The sequence below is a fragment of the Streptomyces sp. NPDC004539 genome, from assembly GCF_040610055.1.
Lineage (GTDB): Bacteria > Actinomycetota > Actinomycetes > Streptomycetales > Streptomycetaceae > Streptomyces.
The window spans coordinates 396262-415646 of record NZ_JBEXLS010000002.1; the positions used below are offsets into that span (position 1 = coordinate 396262).

The 19385-nt window shown below is 74.7% G+C and carries 15 protein-coding genes; 9 read left to right on the plus strand and 6 right to left on the minus strand.

Going from position 1 to position 19385, the window contains the following annotated elements; translation table 11 throughout:
• The first annotated feature begins 77 nt into the window (after positions 1 to 77).
• Entirely contained in the window at positions 78 to 1937 is a 1860-nt protein-coding gene (gene phsA / locus ABZX85_RS05470; protein WP_355862661.1) for an O-aminophenol oxidase PhsA, read from the plus strand.
• 33 nt (positions 1938 to 1970) lie between these two features.
• Here phsA and ABZX85_RS05475 read toward each other — a convergent pair whose 3' ends face one another.
• Positions 1971 to 2702 carry a hypothetical protein gene (locus ABZX85_RS05475; protein WP_355862662.1) on the minus strand — a complete coding sequence of 244 codons (732 nt, stop codon included), beginning with the start codon at positions 2700 to 2702 and terminating at the stop codon, positions 1971 to 1973.
• A gap of 87 nt (positions 2703 to 2789) precedes the next feature.
• Between ABZX85_RS05475 and ABZX85_RS05480 the strand changes: the two genes are divergently transcribed.
• The 4 genes from ABZX85_RS05480 to ABZX85_RS05495 all read left to right on the plus strand — a co-directional run bounded on the left by ABZX85_RS05480 (position 2790) and on the right by ABZX85_RS05495 (position 6816).
• Positions 2790 to 3647 carry a LysR family transcriptional regulator gene (locus ABZX85_RS05480; protein ID WP_355862663.1) on the plus strand — a complete coding sequence of 286 codons (858 nt, stop codon included), beginning with the start codon at positions 2790 to 2792 and terminating at the stop codon, positions 3645 to 3647.
• Positions 3648 to 3819: 172 nt separating this feature from the next.
• A complete protein-coding gene (locus ABZX85_RS05485) occupies positions 3820 to 4455 on the plus strand; it encodes a PDZ domain-containing protein (RefSeq protein WP_355862664.1) in 636 nt (211 codons plus the stop codon).
• 276 nt (positions 4456 to 4731) lie between these two features.
• The gene (locus ABZX85_RS05490) at positions 4732 to 5853 is read left to right on the plus strand and encodes an aminopeptidase P family protein (protein WP_355862665.1); all 1122 of its coding nucleotides are present in this window, start codon (positions 4732 to 4734) and stop codon (positions 5851 to 5853) included.
• Between the two features lie 48 nt (positions 5854 to 5901).
• Positions 5902 to 6816 carry an aminoglycoside phosphotransferase family protein gene (locus ABZX85_RS05495; RefSeq protein ID WP_355862666.1) on the plus strand — a complete coding sequence of 305 codons (915 nt, stop codon included), beginning with the start codon at positions 5902 to 5904 and terminating at the stop codon, positions 6814 to 6816.
• 162 nt (positions 6817 to 6978) lie between these two features.
• Here ABZX85_RS05495 and treZ read toward each other — a convergent pair whose 3' ends face one another.
• The gene (gene treZ / locus ABZX85_RS05500) at positions 6979 to 8724 is read right to left on the minus strand and encodes a malto-oligosyltrehalose trehalohydrolase (protein WP_355862667.1); all 1746 of its coding nucleotides are present in this window, start codon (positions 8722 to 8724) and stop codon (positions 6979 to 6981) included.
• A gap of 169 nt (positions 8725 to 8893) precedes the next feature.
• Between treZ and ABZX85_RS05505 the strand changes: the two genes are divergently transcribed.
• Entirely contained in the window at positions 8894 to 9445 is a 552-nt protein-coding gene (locus tag ABZX85_RS05505) for a DUF1707 and FHA domain-containing protein (RefSeq protein ID WP_355862668.1), read from the plus strand.
• 63 nt (positions 9446 to 9508) lie between these two features.
• Complete coding sequence (locus tag ABZX85_RS05510) at positions 9509 to 9919, plus strand: SSI family serine proteinase inhibitor (RefSeq protein WP_355862669.1); 411 nt, start codon at positions 9509 to 9511, stop codon at positions 9917 to 9919.
• Between the two features lie 12 nt (positions 9920 to 9931).
• On the opposite strand, the gene ABZX85_RS05515 is transcribed toward ABZX85_RS05510, so the two are convergent.
• The 3 genes from ABZX85_RS05515 to glgX form a co-directional block, all read right to left on the minus strand.
• Positions 9932 to 11173 (minus strand): M14 family zinc carboxypeptidase, encoded by a 1242-nt coding sequence (locus tag ABZX85_RS05515; protein WP_355862670.1) that lies wholly within the window; start codon positions 11171 to 11173, stop codon positions 9932 to 9934.
• Positions 11174 to 11455: 282 nt separating this feature from the next.
• Positions 11456 to 13771: a malto-oligosyltrehalose synthase gene (gene treY / locus ABZX85_RS05520; protein ID WP_355862671.1), complete on the minus strand. Its 2316-nt coding sequence runs from the start codon at positions 13769 to 13771 to the stop codon at positions 11456 to 11458.
• Positions 13772 to 13830: 59 nt separating this feature from the next.
• The gene (glgX, locus tag ABZX85_RS05525; RefSeq protein WP_355862672.1) at positions 13831 to 15945 is read right to left on the minus strand and encodes a glycogen debranching protein GlgX; all 2115 of its coding nucleotides are present in this window, start codon (positions 15943 to 15945) and stop codon (positions 13831 to 13833) included.
• Between the two features lie 263 nt (positions 15946 to 16208).
• On the opposite strand from glgX, the gene ABZX85_RS05530 reads away from it, so the two are divergent.
• Both ABZX85_RS05530 and ABZX85_RS05535 read left to right on the plus strand, forming a co-directional pair.
• Positions 16209 to 17447, plus strand: a complete 1239-nt coding sequence (locus tag ABZX85_RS05530; RefSeq protein WP_355862673.1) for an SAV2148 family HEPN domain-containing protein — start codon at positions 16209 to 16211, stop codon at positions 17445 to 17447.
• 108 nt (positions 17448 to 17555) lie between these two features.
• Positions 17556 to 18278, plus strand: coding sequence for a 3'-5' exonuclease (locus ABZX85_RS05535; RefSeq protein WP_355862674.1), 723 nt, complete (start codon positions 17556 to 17558; stop codon positions 18276 to 18278).
• A 25-nt stretch (positions 18279 to 18303) separates the two neighbouring features.
• Here the strand turns inward: ABZX85_RS05535 and ABZX85_RS05540 are convergent, their stop codons facing one another.
• Entirely contained in the window at positions 18304 to 19161 is an 858-nt protein-coding gene (locus tag ABZX85_RS05540; RefSeq protein WP_355862675.1) for an aminoglycoside phosphotransferase family protein, read from the minus strand.
• Between the last annotated feature and the right edge of the window lie 224 nt (positions 19162 to 19385).

A 19385-nucleotide genomic window follows, 5' to 3' on the forward strand; every position in this document is an offset into this window, starting at 1 on the left:
GAACCTTGGGGAGGCGCACGGAGTCTTCTGGGGTGAGGGGAACGACCGACCCGAACTCACTACGGGGGTAGTGCCTGATGACCGACACCGTCGAGAAGACCACCGAGACCACCGTCGAGCACGACATCGAGGCGGCGGCAGCCCAGGAGCTGACGCCGTTCGCCGCACCGCTGACCGTCCCGCCGGTCCTGCGCCCCGCGCAGGGGGACGTCACGCGGGAGACCGAGATCGCCCTGCGCCCCGCCTGGGTGCGCCTGCACCCCCAGCTCCCGCCGACCCTCATGTGGGGGTACGACGGCGTGGTGCCGGGCCCGACCATCGAGGTGCGCCGGGGACAGCGCGTACGCATCGCGTGGACCAACCGCATCCCCGAGGGGAGCGAGTACCCCGTCACGGCCGTGGAGGTCCAGCGCCCCGGGACGACGACCGTACCGGGCCGCGAGGGCGTCGAACCCAACAAGGACGTCGCGGCCCTCCCCGCCTGGTCTGTGACGCATCTCCACGGCGCCCAGACGGGCGGCGGGAACGACGGCTGGGCCGACAACGCCGTGGCCGTCGGCGACGCCCAGCTCTCCGAGTACCCGAACGACCACCAGGCCGTCCAGTGGTGGTACCACGACCACGCCATGAACATCACCCGGTGGAACGTGATGACGGGCCTGTACGGCACGTACCTGATCAGGGACGACGAGGAGGACGCCCTCGGCCTCCCCTCCGGCGACCGCGAGATCCCGCTGCTGCTCGCCGACCGCAACCTCGACACCGACGAGGACGGCCGCCTCAACGGCCGCCTGCTGCACAAGACGCAGATGCTCGGCGTCAACGCCGAAACGGGCAAGCCCGTCTCGCTCCCGTTCAGCGGCCCGTACTCCACGGTCAACGGCCGCATCTGGCCCTACGCCGAGGTCGAGGCCGGCTGGTACCGCTTCCGCCTGGTCAACGCCTCGAACGCCCGCATCTACAATCTCGTCCTGCTCGACGAGGACGACCTTCCGGTCCCCGGCGTCGTCCACCAGATCGGCAGCGACGGCGGCCTCCTGCCGCGCCCGGTGCCGATCGACTTCGACGCGGCGATGCCCGCGCTGATCGCCGCCCCGGCGGAGCGCTTCGACCTCCTCTTCGACCTGCGCGGCCTGGAGGGGCGCACGCTGCGCCTGGTCAACAAGGGCCCCAACCAGGCCCCCGGCGTGCCCGACCCGGCGGGTGACGTCCGCTATCCCGACGTCATGCAGTTCCGCGTCGGCGAGGCGTGCGAGCCGGACGCCTTCGAACTCCCCGAGGTGCTCTCCGGCTCCTTCCGCCGCATGAGCCACGACACGCCGCACGAACACCGGATGATCGTCCTCACCCCGCCCACCACCAAGGGCGGCGGCGGACATCCGGAGATCTGGGAGATGCTCCCCCTGGAGAGCGCGGACGGCATCCAGTTCCCGGCCGACGGGATCATCCAGATCACCGGGGCGAACGGCACGCCGAAGACGTACCGCCGCATCTCCCGCACCTTCAACGACGGCCTGGGCTTCACCGTCGCCGAGGGCGCCCACGAGCAGTGGACCTTCCTCAACCTCGCGGGGTTCGCCCACCCCATGCACATCCACCTCGCCGACTTCCAGATCATGGGCCGCGACGTCTACGACGTGTCGGGCTTCCGCCCCGAGGTCGGCGGCACCGCCACCCCGATCACCCTCAAGCCGGACATCGTGCCCCTCCCGGCCAACGAACAGGGCTACAAGGACGTCTTCCGCGCCCTCGGCGGCCAGGGCCTGCGGGTCATGGGCACGTTCGACGGCGCCTACGGCCGCTTCATGTACCACTGCCACTTCCTGGAGCACGAGGACATGGGCATGATGCGCCCCTTCGTCGTCCTGCCCCCGGAGGCCCTGAAGTTCGACCACGGCGCGGGCGGGCACGGCGGGCACGGGGGGCACACGGGCTGAGGAGACGCGGGTGCGGCGGGAGCCCGCGGTGCCTTACGCGCCGCTCCCGGTCAGCTGATCCGTACGCGTGCGTGCCGCGTGGTCCACGGCGGCTCGCGCCAGTGCCCTGATCACCGGGTGCGGGCGGGAGCCGTCGCCGGACAGCTCCGGCTGGAAGAGGGTCGCGAGGAAGAAGGGGTGGCCGGGGAGTTCGGCGACCCGGGGTTCGCCCGCCTCGTCCCGGCCGGAGAAGCGCAGCCCGTGGGCGGTGAGGGCGTCCTCGTCGCGGGCCAGGCCGTACCGGCAGGAGTAGCGCTCCACGCTGCGGTCCGAGCCGATGACGGTGTGGGCGAGCGAACCCGGCGCGAGCAGGACGGCCCCCTCGTGCCCCTCCAGGGAGCAGGCGAGGGGCGCCAGCAGGGGCTCCTCGGCGCCGGGGTCGTTCTCCGCGTGCGCGGCGTCCGCCAGTCCGGCGACGTTCCGCGCGAACTCCAGCAGGGCGTGCTGGAACCCGCCGCAGGTCCCGAGGAACGGCACCCCCGCCACGCGCGCGTGCCGTACGGCCGCCACCGCCCCCTCCTCGCTGCGATAGGGACTCCCCGGGACGACCCACACGGCGTCGAACCCTCGGACGGCGCCCTCCCGCGCCGCGTCCTCGGTGGGAATCCAGTAGGCGTCCAGGACGAGCCGGTCGTGGACCGCGAGGGCCTCGATCAGCCGCGGGACACGGGTGTGGGAGACGACGTGCGGGGAACGGTCCCCGACCAGAGCGATGCGTGCTGTCATGCCGTCCATCCTGGAAGGCGCCCCGAGTTCACGTCCAACGATGATTCCTGCACCCCCGATAAGCAGAACTGATGACACCCTGCGGACATGGACCCGCATCTCCTGCGCACCTTCGTCGCCGTCGCCCGCCTCGCCTCCTTCTCCGAGGCCGCCCGTGAACTGGGCTACACCCAGTCGGCCGTCTCCCAGCACATCGCGGCGCTCGAACAGGACCTCGGGGCGCCCCTCCTGACCCGCCGCCCGGTCACCCCCACGGCGGCCGGCGAACGCCTCCTGGAACACGCCGCGCCCCTCCTCCTGCGCCTCGACGCGGCCCGCGCGGACGTCACCCGCATCGCCGCCGCCCCCGCGTACGGCCTGACCCTTGCCGCCTCCCCGACCGCCCTCGGCGCCCGCGTCCTCGCCGCGCTCCCGCCGGCCGGCGTCACCCTGCGCGTCGTCGCCCGCGCGGACGTCCCCGCTGCCGTCGCCACCGGGACCGCCGAGATCGGCCTCGTGGACGGCCTCGCCGCCCCCAGCGACCCGCTGCGCCTGCCCGACGTGGCCCCGCTGACCACGCACGGGGTCTCGGAGGAACCGGTGGGCGTGCTCTTCCCGGACGGGCATCCCCTGGCGGGACGCGACGCGGTGCGGCTCGCGGACCTGGCGGACGCCCGCTGGATCGACGCCCCCGACACCGCGCTGCCCCTGCCGCACCTGCGCGCCGCCAACGGGGGGCACGGGTTCCGGCCTGCGCTGCGGTACGAGGGGGTCGACGTCCGCATGCTGACGGCGCTGGTGGCGGCGGGGCACGGGCTGGCGCTGCTGCCCTGTTCGGCGGGGGAGGGGGCGGCGGGGGTACGGGTGGTGCCGCTCGGGGCGCCTCGGGTGGTGCACCGGGTGGAGTGCGTGTACGCGGGGGTGCCGGCGGGGGCCGCGGGGGAGTTGGTGGGGGCGCTCGGGTGAGGGCTCCGGGCGGGGAGTGCGGGGCGGGGGTCCCGGGCGGGGAGTGCGGGGCAGGGGTTCCGGGTGAGGCGTTCAGCTGGCCCTACCTCTTTTGACCGTGGGTCAGTCTCACTCGTTCGTGGCACGTCGGGCGCCGGTGGGCCGGGTAGAGCACCTGCCGGAGGCGATCCCCATGGAACAGACTGCGTTGCGGCCCAAACCGATGCCCGGACGGGAGCCCGGAGGCGGTGAGCGGGGCCCGGCCGCCCGGCGCCCGCACGCCGCGCGCCGCCGGGGACGGCGGATCACGACCCTGCTGCTCGGGTTCCTCGCCGCGACGGTGCTCGTCCTGGCCGGCGTCGGGCTCGGTACGGTCGGGGCGACCGTCATCGGCATGAGCAAGCTGGCGGAGATGCAGAAACAGGCGGCACGCGCGGCGGCGGGCACGAAGTCGGCGCCGGGTGCCGGCCTCCCCGGTACCGCGCTGCCGGGCACCGCCCCGCCGGGCACCGCCCAGTCGGCCCCCGCGGCCCCCTCCCCGTCCACCGCCTCCCCGGCGCCCGCGCGTGGGGCACTCGGCGTGGAGGCGGTCGACGCAGAGAAGGCGGGCGCCGCGATCGTCGCCGTCCACGTCCCCGGCCCGGGATACACGGCGGGGCTCGTCCGCGGCGACGTGCTCCTGACGTTCGGCGGGACCCGGATCGACTCGGCGGCCGACCTCGTGCGCGCGGTGGGGCGGGCGGCACCCGGGAAGGAGGTCAAGGTGACGGTGCTGCACCGGGGCGGGGGGTACCAGCAGCTGACGGTCGTGCCGGGGGTGGTGGTCTGACCGGCGGACGAGCCGGGCGTGGCGGGGGTCGTGGACCGGCCGGCGGACGCCGGCCGTGCCGGGAGGCGTGGTCCGGCCGGTGGACGAGCCGGGCGTGGCGGTGATAGGGGATGATCAGCCGACAAATGGTGGGGCCTGTGGAAAACTTCCGCACCCTGTCCGAGGGATGCGCGACGATGGCCCCATGCCGCGCAGTACCCGCGGTGACCGGCTCGCGCGGCCCCCGCCGCACGGGCAGGATGCTGACCGTAGCCCCTGACCCGCCCGGAGGCCCGCATGACCGCCACCGCACCCTTCACCGCCGAGGACTACCGGGCCCGTATGGAGCGCGCCGCCCGGTCCGCGGCCGAGGCGGGGCTCGCGGGCCTGCTCGTCGCCCCCGGCCCCGACCTGGTCTGGCTCACCGGCTACGCCCCGACCGCCGAGACCGAGCGGCTCACCCTCCTGGTCCTCACGCCCGGCCAGGACCCCGTCCTCGTCGTCCCCGCCCTGGAGGCGCCCGACGCCGCCCACGCGCCCGGCGCGCCCGCGCTGTCCTTCCGGGACTGGACCGACGGCAAGGACCCGTACGCCGCGACCGCCTCCCTCCTCGACCCGCGCGGACGCTTCGGCGTCAGCGACAACGCGTGGGCGCTGCATCTCCTCGCCTTCCAGAAGGCCCTGCCCGGCACGGCGTACGCGGCGCTCACGGACGCGCTGCCGATGCTGCGGGCCGTCAAGGACGCGGCGGAGCTGGAGCTGATGGCCGCGGCCGGCGCGGCTGCCGACGCCGCGTTCGAGGGCGTCCGCGCGGTGCGCTTCGCCGGGCGCCGGGAGTCCGAGGTGGGCGCCGACCTCGCCCGCCTGCTGCGCGAACACGGCCACCAGCAGGTCGACTTCACGATCGTCGGCTCCGGCCCCAACGGCGCGAACCCGCACCACGAGATGGGGGAGCGGGTCATCGAGGACGGCGACATGGTCGTCCTCGACTTCGGCGGCCTGAAGGACGGCTACGGCTCCGACACCACCCGGACCGTCCACGTCGGCGAGCCCACCGACGAGGAACGCAGGGTCCACGACATCGTCCGGGAGGCCCAGGAGGCCGGGTTCCGGGCGGTGCGGCCCGGCGCCGCCTGCCAGGACGTCGACCGCGCCGCCCGCGAGGTCATCGCGGACGCCGGGTACGGCGAGTACTTCATCCACCGCACCGGGCACGGCATCGGGGTCACGACCCACGAACCGCCGTACATGATCGAGGGCGAGCGGCAGCCCCTCGTCCCCGGCATGTGTTTCTCCGTGGAGCCCGGGATCTATCTGCCCGGCCGGTTCGGGGTGCGGATCGAGGACATCGTGACGGTCACCGAGGACGGCGGACGGCGGCTCAACCGCACCGAGCGGGAGCTGGTCATAGTGCGCTGAGCACCCCGGAGCCCCCTCCCCACCTCACCGACCTGTGACGGCGCGACCATGACCCAGGCATCCACCCCCACCGCGGACACCGTCCGCCGACTGGCCCGCACACTCCTCGACAAGGGCGACCCGGGCGTCCGCCCCGTCACCGAGGGCGAGGGGCACTCCACGTGGTGGGTCGGCGCCCGCCACGTCCTGCGGCTCGCCCCGGACCGGGACGCGTCCCTGCGCCAGCGCCGCGAGCTGCGGCTGCGGGACGTCGTCCGGCCGCACGTCCCGGTCACCGTGCCGGTCAGCGTCGCGCACGGCGAGTGGGCGCCGGGGCTGACGTACACGCTCGACACGCTGGTGCCGGGCGGCACCGCCGAGGAGCACGACGTGTCGGCCGTCGGCGAGGCCGACCTCGCGGGGCTGCTCGGCGGGCTGCGCGAGGTGACCGCCCGGCAGGCCGAGTCGCTCGGGGTGCCACGCGCCGCGCCGCGCTCCCTGGAGGCGCTGCGGCGGATGGCGGTCCAGTCCGCGGAACGGCTCGCCGGGGCCGACGAGTTCGACGCGGGCCGGCTGGCGCAGCTCACCCAGGCCGGCGCCGCGCAGCTCGCCTCGCAGCCCGGGTCCGCCGTCCTCGTCCACCACCGGCTGCGCGGCGAGCATCTGGTGGTGAGCGCCGACGGCCGCGTCCGGGGCGTCCTCGACTGGACCGCCGCCGTCCTCGGCGACCCCGCCGAGGACATCGCCGGCCTCGTCCGCGCGGTCGGCTCCGGTGCCGCCGTCCGCGCCGCCACCCTCGCCGGCTACGGCCCCCGCCCCTGCCTGCGCGGCCTGTGGCTGGCCCGCTGCGACACGGTCACCCGCCTCGCCGACCACCTCACCGGCCCGGCACCGGCGCTCCCCCTGCTGCGGACCCAGCTGAAGCGGGCCTGGGAGGCGATCCTGCTGGAGAGGGCGACGGAGCTTCGGGAGGACGACGAGTAGGGGCGGGGGAGGTTGGGGCCGGGGGAGCGGCGGCGGACCACCGGTGACGGCGGCGGGGGCGGTCGGCGTGCGGGCCGCGCGGGGCTGTGTTCGGGCGCGGGCTGATGAGGCGCGCGGGTTGATCGGGCGGGCGGCGACGGTCCCCGAGTCCCGCCCCTCCCCTCAGTCCTGTTCCAGCACCGTGCACGACTCCCCGGGTACCCGGAGCAGCCCGTCGGCCCCCGGAGGCTCCACGGGGTCCCAGGCGGCCAGGACGCGGGCCGGACGGGGGCCGAGGGGGATGTCCGCCGGGGTCTTCGCCAGGTTGAGGGCCACGCGGACGTCGCCGCGGCGGAAGGCGAGCCAGCGGGCGTCCTCGTCGAAGGCGACGCGGAGGTCGGCGAGGTCCGGGTCGGTGAGGTCGGGGTGGGTGTGGCGCAGGGCGATCAGGGCGCGGTACCAGGCCAGGATTCGGGCGTGGGGCTCCCGCTCGCGCTCCGGCCAGTTCAGGCAGGAGCGGTCGCGGGTGGCCGGGGACTGCGGGTCGGGGACGTCCTCCTCGGCCCAGCCGTGCGCCGCGAACTCCCGCCGCCTGCCCCGCCGGACGGCCTCCGCGAGCTGCGGGTCGGTGTGGTCCGTGAAGAACTGCCAGGGCGTCGAGGCCCCCCACTCCTCGCCCATGAACAGCATCGGCGTGAACGGCCCCGTCAGGGTCAGCGCCGCCGCGCAGGCGAGCAGACCGGGCGGGAGGGACGCGGAGAGCCGGTCGCCCTGCGCCCGGTTGCCGATCTGGTCGTGCGTCTGGCTGTACCCGAGGAGCCGGTGGGCGGCCGTCCGGGAGCGGTCCAGCGGACGGCCGTGCCGGCGCCCCCGGAACGCCGAGTACGTCCCGTCGTGGAAGAACCCGCCCGTCAGCGTCTTGGCCAGCGCCGCCAGCGGGGCCCGCGCGAAGTCCGCGTAGTACCCCTGCGCCTCCCCGGTCAGCGCGCAGTGCAGCGCGTGGTGGAAGTCGTCGTTCCACTGCGCGTGCACCCCGAGACCGTGCCGCTCGCGCGGGGCGATCACCCGGGGGTCGTTCAGATCGGACTCGGCGATCAGGAACAGCGGCCGGCCGGATTCGGCGGCGAGCCGGTCCACGGCCTCCGACAGCTCCTCCAGGAACGGGTACGCGCGCGCGTCCCGCAGCGCGTGCACCGCGTCCAGCCGCAGCCCGTCCAGCCGGAAGTCCCGCAGCCACGCCAGCGCGCTCCCCAGCAGAAACGATCTGACCTCGTCCGACCCGGCCGCGTCCAGATTGACGGCGGCCCCCCACGGCGTGTGGTGCGTGTCCGTGAAGTACGGCCCGAACGCGGGCAGATGGTTTCCGGAGGGCCCCAGATGGTTGTGGACGACGTCCAAGACCACCCCGAGCCCCGCCTCGTGCGCCCGGTCCACGAACCGCTTGAGCCCCGCCGGGCCGCCGTACGGCTCGTGGACGGCCCACAGGGACACGCCCTCGTAGCCCCAGCCGTGCGTCCCCGGGAACGGGCACAGGGGCATCAGCTCGACGTGGGTGACGCCCAGGGCGGCGAGCAGGCCGAGCCGGTCCGCCGCCGCGTCCAGGGTGCCCTCGGAGGTGAACGTGCCGACGTGCAGCTCGTACAGCACCGCCCCCTGCAACGGGCGTCCCGGCCACGGCACACGCCACGTGTACGCGCCCTGGTCGACGACCGCGCTGAGCCCGTCCGGCCCGTCCGGCTGGCGGCGGGAGCGCGGGTCGGGCAGCACGGGACCGTCGTCCACCGCGAAGCCGTACCGGGCGCTGTCGGCTGCCTCCGCCTCGCCCGTCCACCACCCCGCGCGCCCCGGATCGCGCTCCAGCGCGCGCGTGATCCCGTCGCCGTGGAGCGTCACACGGCCGGCCTGCGGTGCCCACACCTCGAACTGCACGGACGGTTCCCCTTCGTCGGTGGCCCGTCCGTCGTGCACGCACGCGTGGACGACGGCTTCGGCGGACTTGCCCGTTATAACGTGCCCCTTTTTCGTCAAGCACGCGCGCGCAGGCCACCGTTCCCCGGTTTTCTGGACACCCGGGAGCTCCTGAAAGACAATCACCAGCGTGACGTCGTCCTTCGAGTTCAACACGTACCCCGCGCGGCTCTCCGACGTGGAGCGCGACAAGGCGCTGAAGGTGCTGCGGGACGGTGTCGCCATGGGGCGCCTGTCGCACGACACGTTCATCCGCCGCATGGAACTGGCCCTCGCCGCGCGCCGCTCCGACGAACTGGTGGCGCTCACCGCCGACCTGCCCCGCGAGAAGCGGCTGTCGCGGCTGGTGTTCGGCAGCGTCGAGGCCGTCTCCGGCTTCACGGTCCGGCTGCGCAACGCCTGGCGCGCCGAGCGGCTCCCGAAGCTCCTGCTGCCGATCCCGGGCTCGGAACACCCCCTGCGGATCGGCCGCGACCCGGCGAACGGGCTGCGCCTCACCCACGAGACGGTGTCCCGGGTGCACGCCGAACTGCGCCACCAGGGCGGCATGTGGGTGCTGCGCGACCTCGGCTCGACCAACGGCACCACCGTCAACGGGCGGCGCGTGATCGGCGCGGCGCTCGTCCGGGAGGGCGACCAGATCTCCTTCGGCCGGGTGGAGTTCCGCCTCGCGGCGGACTGACGTTCGGCGCACGTTCGGGTGAGGGGGGTGCGGCTGGGGTGAGCGCGTGCCGATGCCTACGGCATGACACGCTTCCTCGTCCTCGCCACGGCCCTCTTCCTCACGGCCCTCACCGCCCCCGCGACCGCGGCCCCCGAGAACGCCGTCCGGGGGGCGCTGCCCGGCAACTGGCTCCAGATCAGCGTCACCAAGAGCGACGGCCGCTCCAGCGACATGCGCGGCACCCTCCTGCTGTGCAACGACGTCCCCCAGGGCCACGCGCGCGCCGCCGAAGCCTGCGCCCAGCTCCGGGAGGCCCGCGGCGACATCCGGTCCATCCCGGCGCAGGAGGTCCTCTGCACCCTCGAATACGCCCCGGTCACCGCCGAGGCGCACGGGCAGTGGAACGGACGGTCCGTGCGGTACGAGAAGACGTTCGGCAACAAGTGCGAGATGGGCGCGCAGACGGGCGCCGTGTTCGCGCTGGACCGGTAGCCGCCCCGTCCCTCAAGCCGCTCTCCCGCGCGCGTGCAGCGCCGCCGCCACCACCGTGCGGGACTGGTGCTCCACCTGGTGGGGGAGCGGCACCCAGCGGGCGTGGAACTGGTCCGCGAAGGACGCGCTCCACATCCGTACCAGGTGTTCCAGCCGGGGCGCCGCCCGGTCGTCGTTCTCGCGCAGCACCCGCAGCAGCATCGCCGCCGCCCGCAGCGGCAGCCGCCGGGCGAACGCGTCGACACTGCTGACATAGGCCCGCGTGGTGTCCGCGGGGGCCGTGTGCGTCCAGTCGGAGGCCAGCCCCGGCACCAGGTCCAGGCCCCACCGCGCGGCCCGCAGCAGAGGCCCCTCCGGGCCGCCCAGCCGGGGCAGCGCCTCCCGGTGGACCTCCTCGACCATCCGCGCGTCGCCCAGCAGCCTGCGCGCCAACTGCCGCAGCGCCTCCGGCGGGTCCGGGTGCGGCGCCCCGTCGTCCACCAGGTCGCTCGCCCACATCGGCACCTCCACGACCGCCGTGAGCCCCCCGTAGCGGTGCGTGCGGTACCAGGTGCTGCTGCGCGCGTCGTCCGGCATGCTCGGGTACGCCGCGCCCGCCCCGGGCCCCGGCATCACGTGCACGCCGGGCCCCGACACCGGCCAGCCCGCCGCGTCCGAGGCGCCCGTCTCGACCGGGATGCGCAAGCGCGCCGCCGAGCGCGCGAACGGCGCCGCGAGCCCCGGGATGTCCCGGGTCAGCTGCACCCAGCTGCCGCCCAGGTCGGTGCCGTGCAGCGACACCTGGAGGTAGGGCCGCAGCTCGTCGATGACGCCGGTCAGCGCGAGCGTCTCGGGCGGCAGCCGGTCCGGAGGGAGTGCCGCGGGGGACCACTCCGGCTGCTCGGGGCCGGCCGGCCGGAAGAAACCGAGGTGGTACTCCAGCAGGCTGCGCGGCGCCGGGGTGCGGTGCAGGCTCGCGCCGTCCGGGTCCGCGCACACCAGGAAGTGCCACGACCTGCCGGTGCGCAGCCGCCGCTCCCGAAGGACGCGTTCGGCGAGCGCCAGCAGGGTCGGCCCGCCCGTCGGCTCGTTCGCGTGCGCCCCGGCCACGACGAGCACGGCCCGGCGCGCGTGCCCGACGGACAGCAGGTGCAGCGGACGTCCCGCGCGCGACACCCCCACCTGGCGCATCCCGCACAACCCGGGACGCCGTACGGCGAGCGCCCGCGCGGACGAGGTCAGTTCGGCCAACGTGGGATAGCGCGGCTCCGGCAAGACTCACCCCCGTCACACGTCCTGCTCCGCCCTCCCCACTACCCCACGCCCGTCAGGCCCTGTCAAGGACGGCGGAGACCGGTGGTGCGCGAGAGCGTCGGGGAGCGAGACGGTGGTGGCACGGCAACGGCGCGCACGCCCGGCGCACGACGAGGCGCCTACGCCGGGCGCACGACCCGCACCGCCCGCCACGCCGTACCCCGCCCACGCCCCGCCCGACCGATTCCGGACCCCGCCGTTCCCGGCGCGCACCCCACCCGTCCCGCTCACTCCCCGTCCCGCTCACTCCCCGACCCGCTCCAGCAGCCCCACCGGCAGCCCCTCCAACACGTCCGCCACGCGCGCGTGCCCCTCGAACTCCCGCCCCGGGTCCAGGACGTCCCGCCACCGCCCCGGCGGCAGCGGCAGCACCGTCCCCCGCCAGCCGCCCGCCTCCGCGAGCCCCAGCGGCAGCCGGGTCACCACCGCGACCACCGCGCCCGTGCGCGCGTACGCCAGACAGTGCCCGGCGGCCTCCCCGCGCGCGGGCAGCGGGGTGTACGTCGCCGACGTCCCGAACACCTCGGGGCGGCGCCGGCGCAGCCGCAGGGCGGCGGCCGTGAGGGCGGCCTTCTCGTCGGGGGCGGCCGGCGGGAAGCGCGCGGGGCGGCGGTTGTCCGGGTCCACCAGGGCCCGGTACTCGGTCTCGGTGCCCTGGTAGACGTCCGGGACCCCCGGCATCGTCAGATGGACGAGGGCGGTCCCGAGGACGTTCGCCCGGACGTACGGGGCGAGTTCCTCCCGGACGGCGAGCACCCGCTCCGCACCGGCCGGACCCGCCGCCACGAACGCCTCCACCGCCTCCTCGTACGCCGCGTCCCGCTCCGTCCAGCTCGTGCGCAGCCCCGCCTCCCGGACGTGCTTCAGCAGCGGCTCCCGCAGACGCGCGGGGTCGGCCTCGCCCAGCCCGAACACCGTCTGCCACACGGCCCACGCGAACGCCCCGTCCGGGAACTCCGGCAGCCCGGCGACGAGTCCGGCCCACCGCTCGGGGCACTCGGCCAGCACCGCGAGCGCCGCCCGGACGTCGGCGCTGCGTTTCGTGTCGTGCGTCGAGACGGCCGTCCCGGTCGCCGGCCAGTCGCGCTGCACGCGCGCGCAGTACGCGTGGAACTCCCGCGGCGACACGGCCGGGTGGCCCGGATCGCCGCCCACCTCCGTCGCCGACAGCAGCGGGACGTACCGGTAGAACGCCGTGTCCTCCACGGACTTGGCGCGCAGCGCGGAGGACGTCTGGGCGAACCGGTCGCGCAGTTCGGCACTGTGCGCGTGCGGGTGCATGAGCAGGTCCCGGACGACGCCCACCGCCCCGGCCTCCTCCGGCACGGCGAACGCCTCGCGGGCCTCCCGGGCGGCCTCCTCGGTGAGGACGGACGCCGGGTCGCCCGAGGCGTAGGGGCGGTAGACGTCCATGCGGACCAGGAGCTCGGTGAGGGCCGTGCGCAGGGTCCAGGGGGCCCGGTCGCGGGCGGCGGGGTCGGGGGAGGCGGCGCAGGCGCGGACGGCGGCACGCGTCAGGCGGTCCAGCTCGGCGGCGAGTTCGTGGGTGAGGGTCGGGTACGCGGCCCGCCGGACGGTCGCCGCCCAGTCGCCCCCCTGATCGGCCTGTACGCCCGTCTGACGGCGGTACGCGGCCAGGAGGGTGTCGCACCCCGCCGGGTCCGTGAAAAGGCCGTCCACGTGCCGTAGCGCGTCGTAGCCGGTCGTGCCCGCCACCGGCCAGGAGCGGGGGAGGGGTTCGCCGGCCGCGAGGATCTTCTCGACGACCGTCCACCGGCCGCCGGTCGCCCGGTGCAGCCGGTCCAGGTAGGCGTCCGGGTCGGCGAGGCCGTCGGGGTGGTCGACGCGCAGCCCGTCCAGGACCTCCTCGTCCAGGAGGCGCAGGAGCGTGCCGTGGGTGGCGTCGAAGACCTCCGGGTCCTCCACGCGCACCCCGATCAGCTCCGAGATGCTGAAGAACCGCCGGTAGTTCAGCTCCGTGCGCGCCAGCCGCCACCACACCGGCCGGTACCACTGCGCGTCCAGCAGCTCCGGCAGCGGCAGGTCCGCCGTCCCCGCGCGCAGCGGCAGGACGTGGTCGTAGTACCGCAGCGTCCCGTCCTCGACCCGCATCCGCCCGGTCTCGCCGCCCGCCGGGCCCCCGAGCACCGGCAGCAGCATCCGGCCGTCCCGCGCCTCCCAGTCGACGTCGAACCAGCGCGCGTACGGCGACGCCGGGCCCTCCCGGAGCACCTCCCACAGCGCGTGGTTGTACCGGGGCGCCATCGCCATGTGGTTCGGCACGACGTCCGCGACCAGCCCGAGCCCGTGCTCCCGCGCGGTGCCCGCCAGTTCCCGCAGCCCCTCCTCCCCGCCCAGTTCGCCCCGCACGCGCGCGTGGTCGACGACGTCGTACCCGTGCGCCGATCCCGGGACCGCTTCGAGGACCGGCGACAGATGCAGGTGCGACACCCCGAGGGACGCCAGGTACGGCGCCGCCCGCGCGGCGTCCGCGAACGTGAACGCGGGCTGGAGCTGGAGGCGGTAGGTGGCAGTGGGGACGGCGCGTCGAGGGGTCATGCTGAGCTAGGTACCCGGGGGACGGGGGTTGTGTACCGGGCCGGCCGGGAACCCCCGTCCTACGCCGGGCGTTGGAGTACCACCACGCTCCGGTCGATGAGGTGGAGACGGTCCCCGGCGGTCACCTTGGGGCCGGTGCCGGGTGGCGGCGGGGTGGGGTGGGCGGTGTCGATGACGAGGTGCCAGCGGGGGCCGTGGTCGACCGGGACGACGAAGTCGAGAGGGGTCGGGGAGGGGTTGAACATGAGGAGGAAGGAGTCGTCGGCGATGCGCTCGCCGCGAGGACCCGGCTCGGAGATGGCGTGGCCGTTGAGGAAGACGGTGAGCGCGGAGGCGGTCGCGGAGGTCCAGTCGCGGTCGGTCATCTCCCGGCCCTCCGGGGTGAACCAGGCGATGTCCGAGAGGTCGTCGTGAGTGCCCTCGACGGGCCGACCGTGGAAGAAGCGGCGCCGCCGGAACACCGGGTGCTCCCGGCGCAGCCACACCAGCGCGCGCGTGAAGGCGAACAGCTCGCCGGCGTCGTCCGGGGCCGGCCAGCGCACCCAGGACAGCTCGCCGTCCTGGCAGTAGGCGTTGTTGTTGCCCCGCTGGGTGCGCCCGAACTCGTCGCCGTGACTGAGCATCGGCACCCCCTGGGACAGCATCAGGGTCGCGACGAAGTTCCGGGTTTGCCGGGCGCGCAGCCGCAGCACCTCCGGGTCGTCGGTGTCCCCCTCGACGCCGCAGTTCCAGGACCGGTTGTGGCTCTCGCCGTCCCGGTTGCCCTCCCCGTTCGCCTCGTTGTGCTTCTGGTCGTACGACACCAGGTCCCGCAGCGTGAAACCGTCGTGGCAGGTCACGAAGTTGACGGAGGCCAGCGGTCGGCGGCCGTCGTCCTGGTAGAGGTCGGAGGAGCCGGTCAGCCGGGACGCGAACTCCGCGAGCGTGCGCGGCTCGCCCCGCCACAGGTCGCGCACGGTGTCGCGGTACTTGCCGTTCCACTCGGTCCACAGCGGCGGGAAGTTGCCCACCTGGTAGCCGCCCTCGCCGACGTCCCAGGGCTCGGCGATCAGCTTCACCTGCGAGACCACCGGGTCCTGCTGTACGAGGTCGAAGAACGACGACAGCCGGTCCACTTCGTGGAACTGGCGCGCGAGGGTCGCCGCGAGGTCGAAGCGGAACCCGTCGACGTGCATCTCGGTCACCCAGTACCGCAGCGAGTCCATGATCATCTGGAGGACGTGCGGGGAGCGCATCAGCAGCGAGTTCCCGGTGCCCGTGGTGTCCGTGTAGTACCGGCGGTCGTCCGCCAGCCGGTAGTAACTGCCGTTGTCGATACCCCGGAACGACAGCGTCGGCCCCAGGTGGTTGCCCTCGGCGGTGTGGTTGTAGACGACGTCCAGGATCACCTCGATACCCGCCTCGTGCAGCGCCCGGACCGCCGACTTGAACTCCAGGACCTGCTGCCCCCGGTCGCCCCAGGAGGCGTACGCGTTGTGCGGGGCGAAGAAACCGACCGTGTTGTAGCCCCAGTAGTTGCGCATACCGAGGTCCGAGAGCCGGTGGTCGTTCACGAACTGGTGCACCGGCATCAGCTCCAGCGCCGTCACCCCGAGCCGCGTCAGATGCCCGATCACCGCCGGGTGCGCGAGCCCCGCGTACGTACCCCGCAGCTCCGGCGGCAGCTCCGGGTGGAGCATCGTCAGGCCCTTCACATGGGCCTCGTAGATCACCGTGCGGTGGTAGTCGACGCGCGGCGGCCGGTCGTCGCCCCAGTCGAAGTACGGGTTCACCACCACGGACGTCATGGTGTGCGGCGCGGAGTCCAGGTCGTTGCGCCGCTCCGGGGCGTCGAAGTGATGGCCGTACACCTCCTCGCCCCAGCGCACCTCCCCGGCGACCGCGCGCGCGTACGGGTCGAGGAGCAGCTTCGCCGAGTTGCAGCGCAGCCCGCGCGCGGGGTCGTACGGGCCGTGCACGCGGAAGCCGTAGCGCTGACCGGGCATCACCCCGGGCAGGTAGGCGTGCCGGACGAACGCGTCGGTCTCGCGCAGTTCCACCGCCGTCTCGGAGCCGTCGTCGTGCAGCAGACACAGCTCCACTCGGTCCGCGGCCTCCGTGAAGACCGCGAAGTTCGTGCCGGCGCCGTCGTACGTGGCACCCAGGGGATACGCCTGTCCAGGCCAGACCTGCATGGGACGACTCTTCCAGGTGGGTGGGACGTGTGGTTGTACGACGGTAGGGCGAACCGGGGTCCGTCCGGTCGTCCAACTCGCTCCGACCCGCTCCGATTCACAGGGAACGCGGTCGCGCCCGCTTCCCGCCCGGCCCCGGTGTGACGGATTCGGAACGGTCCGCGACGACCCTGTCCATCCGGCTGCACCGCCGACCGCTCCCGGAGTACCCTTCCTTGATCGTTGGGACGGGAGAGCTCGGGGGAGCGGAAGGCGGTGCTTGGGTGGGCTCGGGAGGGCTGGAGCTGCCCCCTGGTGACGAGGGTCACGAGGGAGGCTCCGCAGACGCCCCGCCCGGCACGGTGTCGCTGGCCAGACCCATGGACGCGGGGGCCATCGGACCGGAGCTGGACTGGGACGCCGACGCCTGGCGCGAGGTGCGCACCCGCGCGCAGCGCGCGGGCCGGGCCTACATCTGGCTGAACCTCGTCGAACAGCGGCTGCGGGCCGTCGTGTCGGCGGTCCTGCGGCCGGTGTACGAGCCCGTCCACGGCGACGAGTGGGTGGTCGCCGCCGCCGGGCCCGCCGGGCAGGAGTGGGTGCAGCGCGCGGTCGCCGTGCGCGAGGTCAGCCGCCGCAAGGGCTACCTCCTCGACCCGGCCGACGACAACGTCATCTCGTTCCTGACGCTCCCGCAGCTGCGCGAGCTGATGGTCCAGCACTGGCCCTGCTTCGAGCCGTACTTCGACGAACGGCGCGACGTCGAACTCGCCCTGGACGAGCTGGAGGTCACCCGCAACGTCGTCTCCCGCAACCGGGCGCTGTCCGGGAACGTCCTCAGCCAGGCCGAACGGGCCTCCGCGCGGCTCCTGGAGATGCTCGGCGCCAGCGGTGACGTCCCCTCCGCGCGCCGGCTGCCGGTCGACGCCGTGGAGGACCTGGTCGGCGACCGGTACGGCGACGTCGTCGCCGTCCACTCCGACCGGGTGCGGCTCATGCGGCAGTTCCCCGCCGAGGACCTCTTCGGGGGCGCCCGGCGGATCGACGCGATCGGCATCGGCCTCAACCTGCTCGTGCAGAACTTCTCCGGGCGCCGCCTGGTGCGGCTCGCCGAGGGCGGCGGGCGGGTACGGCTGCTGTTCATCAACCCCGCGTCCAGCGCCGTCAAGCGCCGGGAGCGGGAACTCGGCATCAAGCGCGGCGAGCTGAGCCGGGCCGTCGAGATGAACATCCTGCACATGCGCCGGGTCCGCTCCCGGCTGCGCGACCCCGGGGCCTTCCAGATCCAGGTGTACGACGAGACGCCCCGCTTCACCGCCTACCTCGTCGACGGCGACGGCGCCGACGGCATCGCGGTCGTCCAGTCCTACCTGCGCGGCATGCGCGGGATGGAGGCGCCGGTGCTGGTACTGCGCGGCGGGAACCGGGTCGTCAGGGCGGGCGAGACCGAGGAGGGCGGGCTGTTCCCGGCGTACCGGGAGGAGTTCGAGCTGGCCTGGGCGGATTCGCGGCCTGTGTCCTGAGATCGGCGGTTCGGTGCGGGGGATGCGGAAGGCGGTCCTCCGATTGTCAGTGGCTCGTGGGAGGGTGGAGACCACTGGGGGAAAGCACCACCGAGAAGGGGGGCCCGTATGGCCTGGCACCAGGAGTTGATGATCGGCTTCGACCTGGAGACGACGGGGACGGACCCGAGGCAGGCGCGCATCGTCACCGCCGCCGTGATCGAGGTCGAGCGCGGAGAGGTCCGCGGGAGCCGCGAGTGGCTCGCCGACCCGGGCGTCGAGATCCCGGCGGACGCGGTCGCGGTCCACGGCATCGGCAACGAACGGGCGAGCAAGGAGGGCCGGCCCGCCGACGAGGTCGCGGGAGCCGTCGCCGACGCGCTGGTGAGCGCCTGGCAGGCGGGGGTCCCGGTCGTCGCCTACAACGCCACGTTCGACCTCACGCTCCTGTCCGCGGAGCTTCGGCGGCACGGACTGCCGTCCCTGCGCGAGCGGTTGGGCGGCGCCGACCCCGCGCCGGTCGTCGACCCGTACACCATCGACCGGCACGTCGACCGCTACCGCCGGGGCAAGCGCAACCTCCAGGCGGTCTGCGCGGAGTACGGCATACGGCTCGACTCGGCGCACGACGCGTCGGCCGACGCCCTCGCCGCCGCCCGCCTGGCCCGCGCGATAGCGGACCGCCACGCCAAGGTCGCCGCCCTCGGACCGGCCGAACTGCACCGGCAGCAGATCGAGTGGTACGCCGAATGGGCCGCCGACTTCCAGGCGTTCCTGCGCCGCAAGGGCGAGGCGGACGCGGTCGTGGACGGCGTGTGGCCGGTGCGGGAGGTCGTGCCGCAGGAGGCGTGAGGGGGCGGGGCGTGAAGGGGAGGGGCTAGAAGGGGTACCAGCGGACCGACTCGTCGCCGTCGCGCAGGGAGGCCACCCGGCGGGTGAACTCGGTGAGGGCCTTGGGGTTGGTGGGGGTGTGCTGGGCCACCCAGGCGCAGCTCGCGGTCTCCCGGGCACCGCGCAGCGTGGCGCAGCCGGACCAGTCGCGGACGTCCCAGCCGTAGGCGTCGGTGAAGGCGTCGTACGCGGCGGTGGGGAGGGCGTAGCGGTCGTGGGAGAGGGCGAGGACGACGAGGTCGTGCTCGCGGAGGTCGGTGGAGAAGGTCTCCAGGTCGATCAGGACCGGGCCGTCGGGGGTGAGGTGGACGTTGCGGGGGAGGGCGTCGCCGTGGATCGGGCCGGGCGCCAGCCGCGGGGTGAGGGCGGCCGACGCCGCCGCGAAACCGTCCCGCCGCGCGCGGAGGTAGTCCGCGTCCGCCGGGTCGATCGCGTCGCCCGCGAGCCGCAGCCAGCGCTCCACGCCGGACAGCAGATCCCGCGCGGGCAGCGCGAACGGCGGCGCGGGCAGGGCGTGCACGCGCCGCAGCAGCCCCGCGAGGTCACGCGGCTCGGCGGGCCGTACGGCGTCGGGGAGCCGGTGCCACACGGTCACCGGATGCCCGTCGACCAGCGCCGCCTCCGGCTCGGCCGCCCGGACCGCCGGTACGCCCTCCCTCGCCAGCCAGTCCGCGACGGCGACCTCCCGCCGCGCCCGGTCGAGGAGTTCGGCGTCCCGGCCGACCTTGACGACCAGGTCCCCGACCGCGAACACGGCGTTCTCGCCGAGCGCGAGCAGGGGCGCGTCGGCCCCGCCCGCCCACTCCGTCCGGGCCAGCACCTCACGCGCGCGTGCCTCGTCCATCGACCTGCCTCCACCTCTCGCCGTGCGGCGGTCTTCCGGCCGCCGGTCGTCGTCCTGCCGCCGAGCCCTGCTGCTGGGCCCTGCTGCCGGGCCTGCCACCGGGCCCCGTCCGTGAACGGCACCCCTGCCTCGGAGGCCCCGGTGACGCGGAGGGCCACGATGACGTGGAGACCCCGGTGACGTGGCGGGCACCCGGCCGCCGTACCCCCGTCGGGATTCGGCCA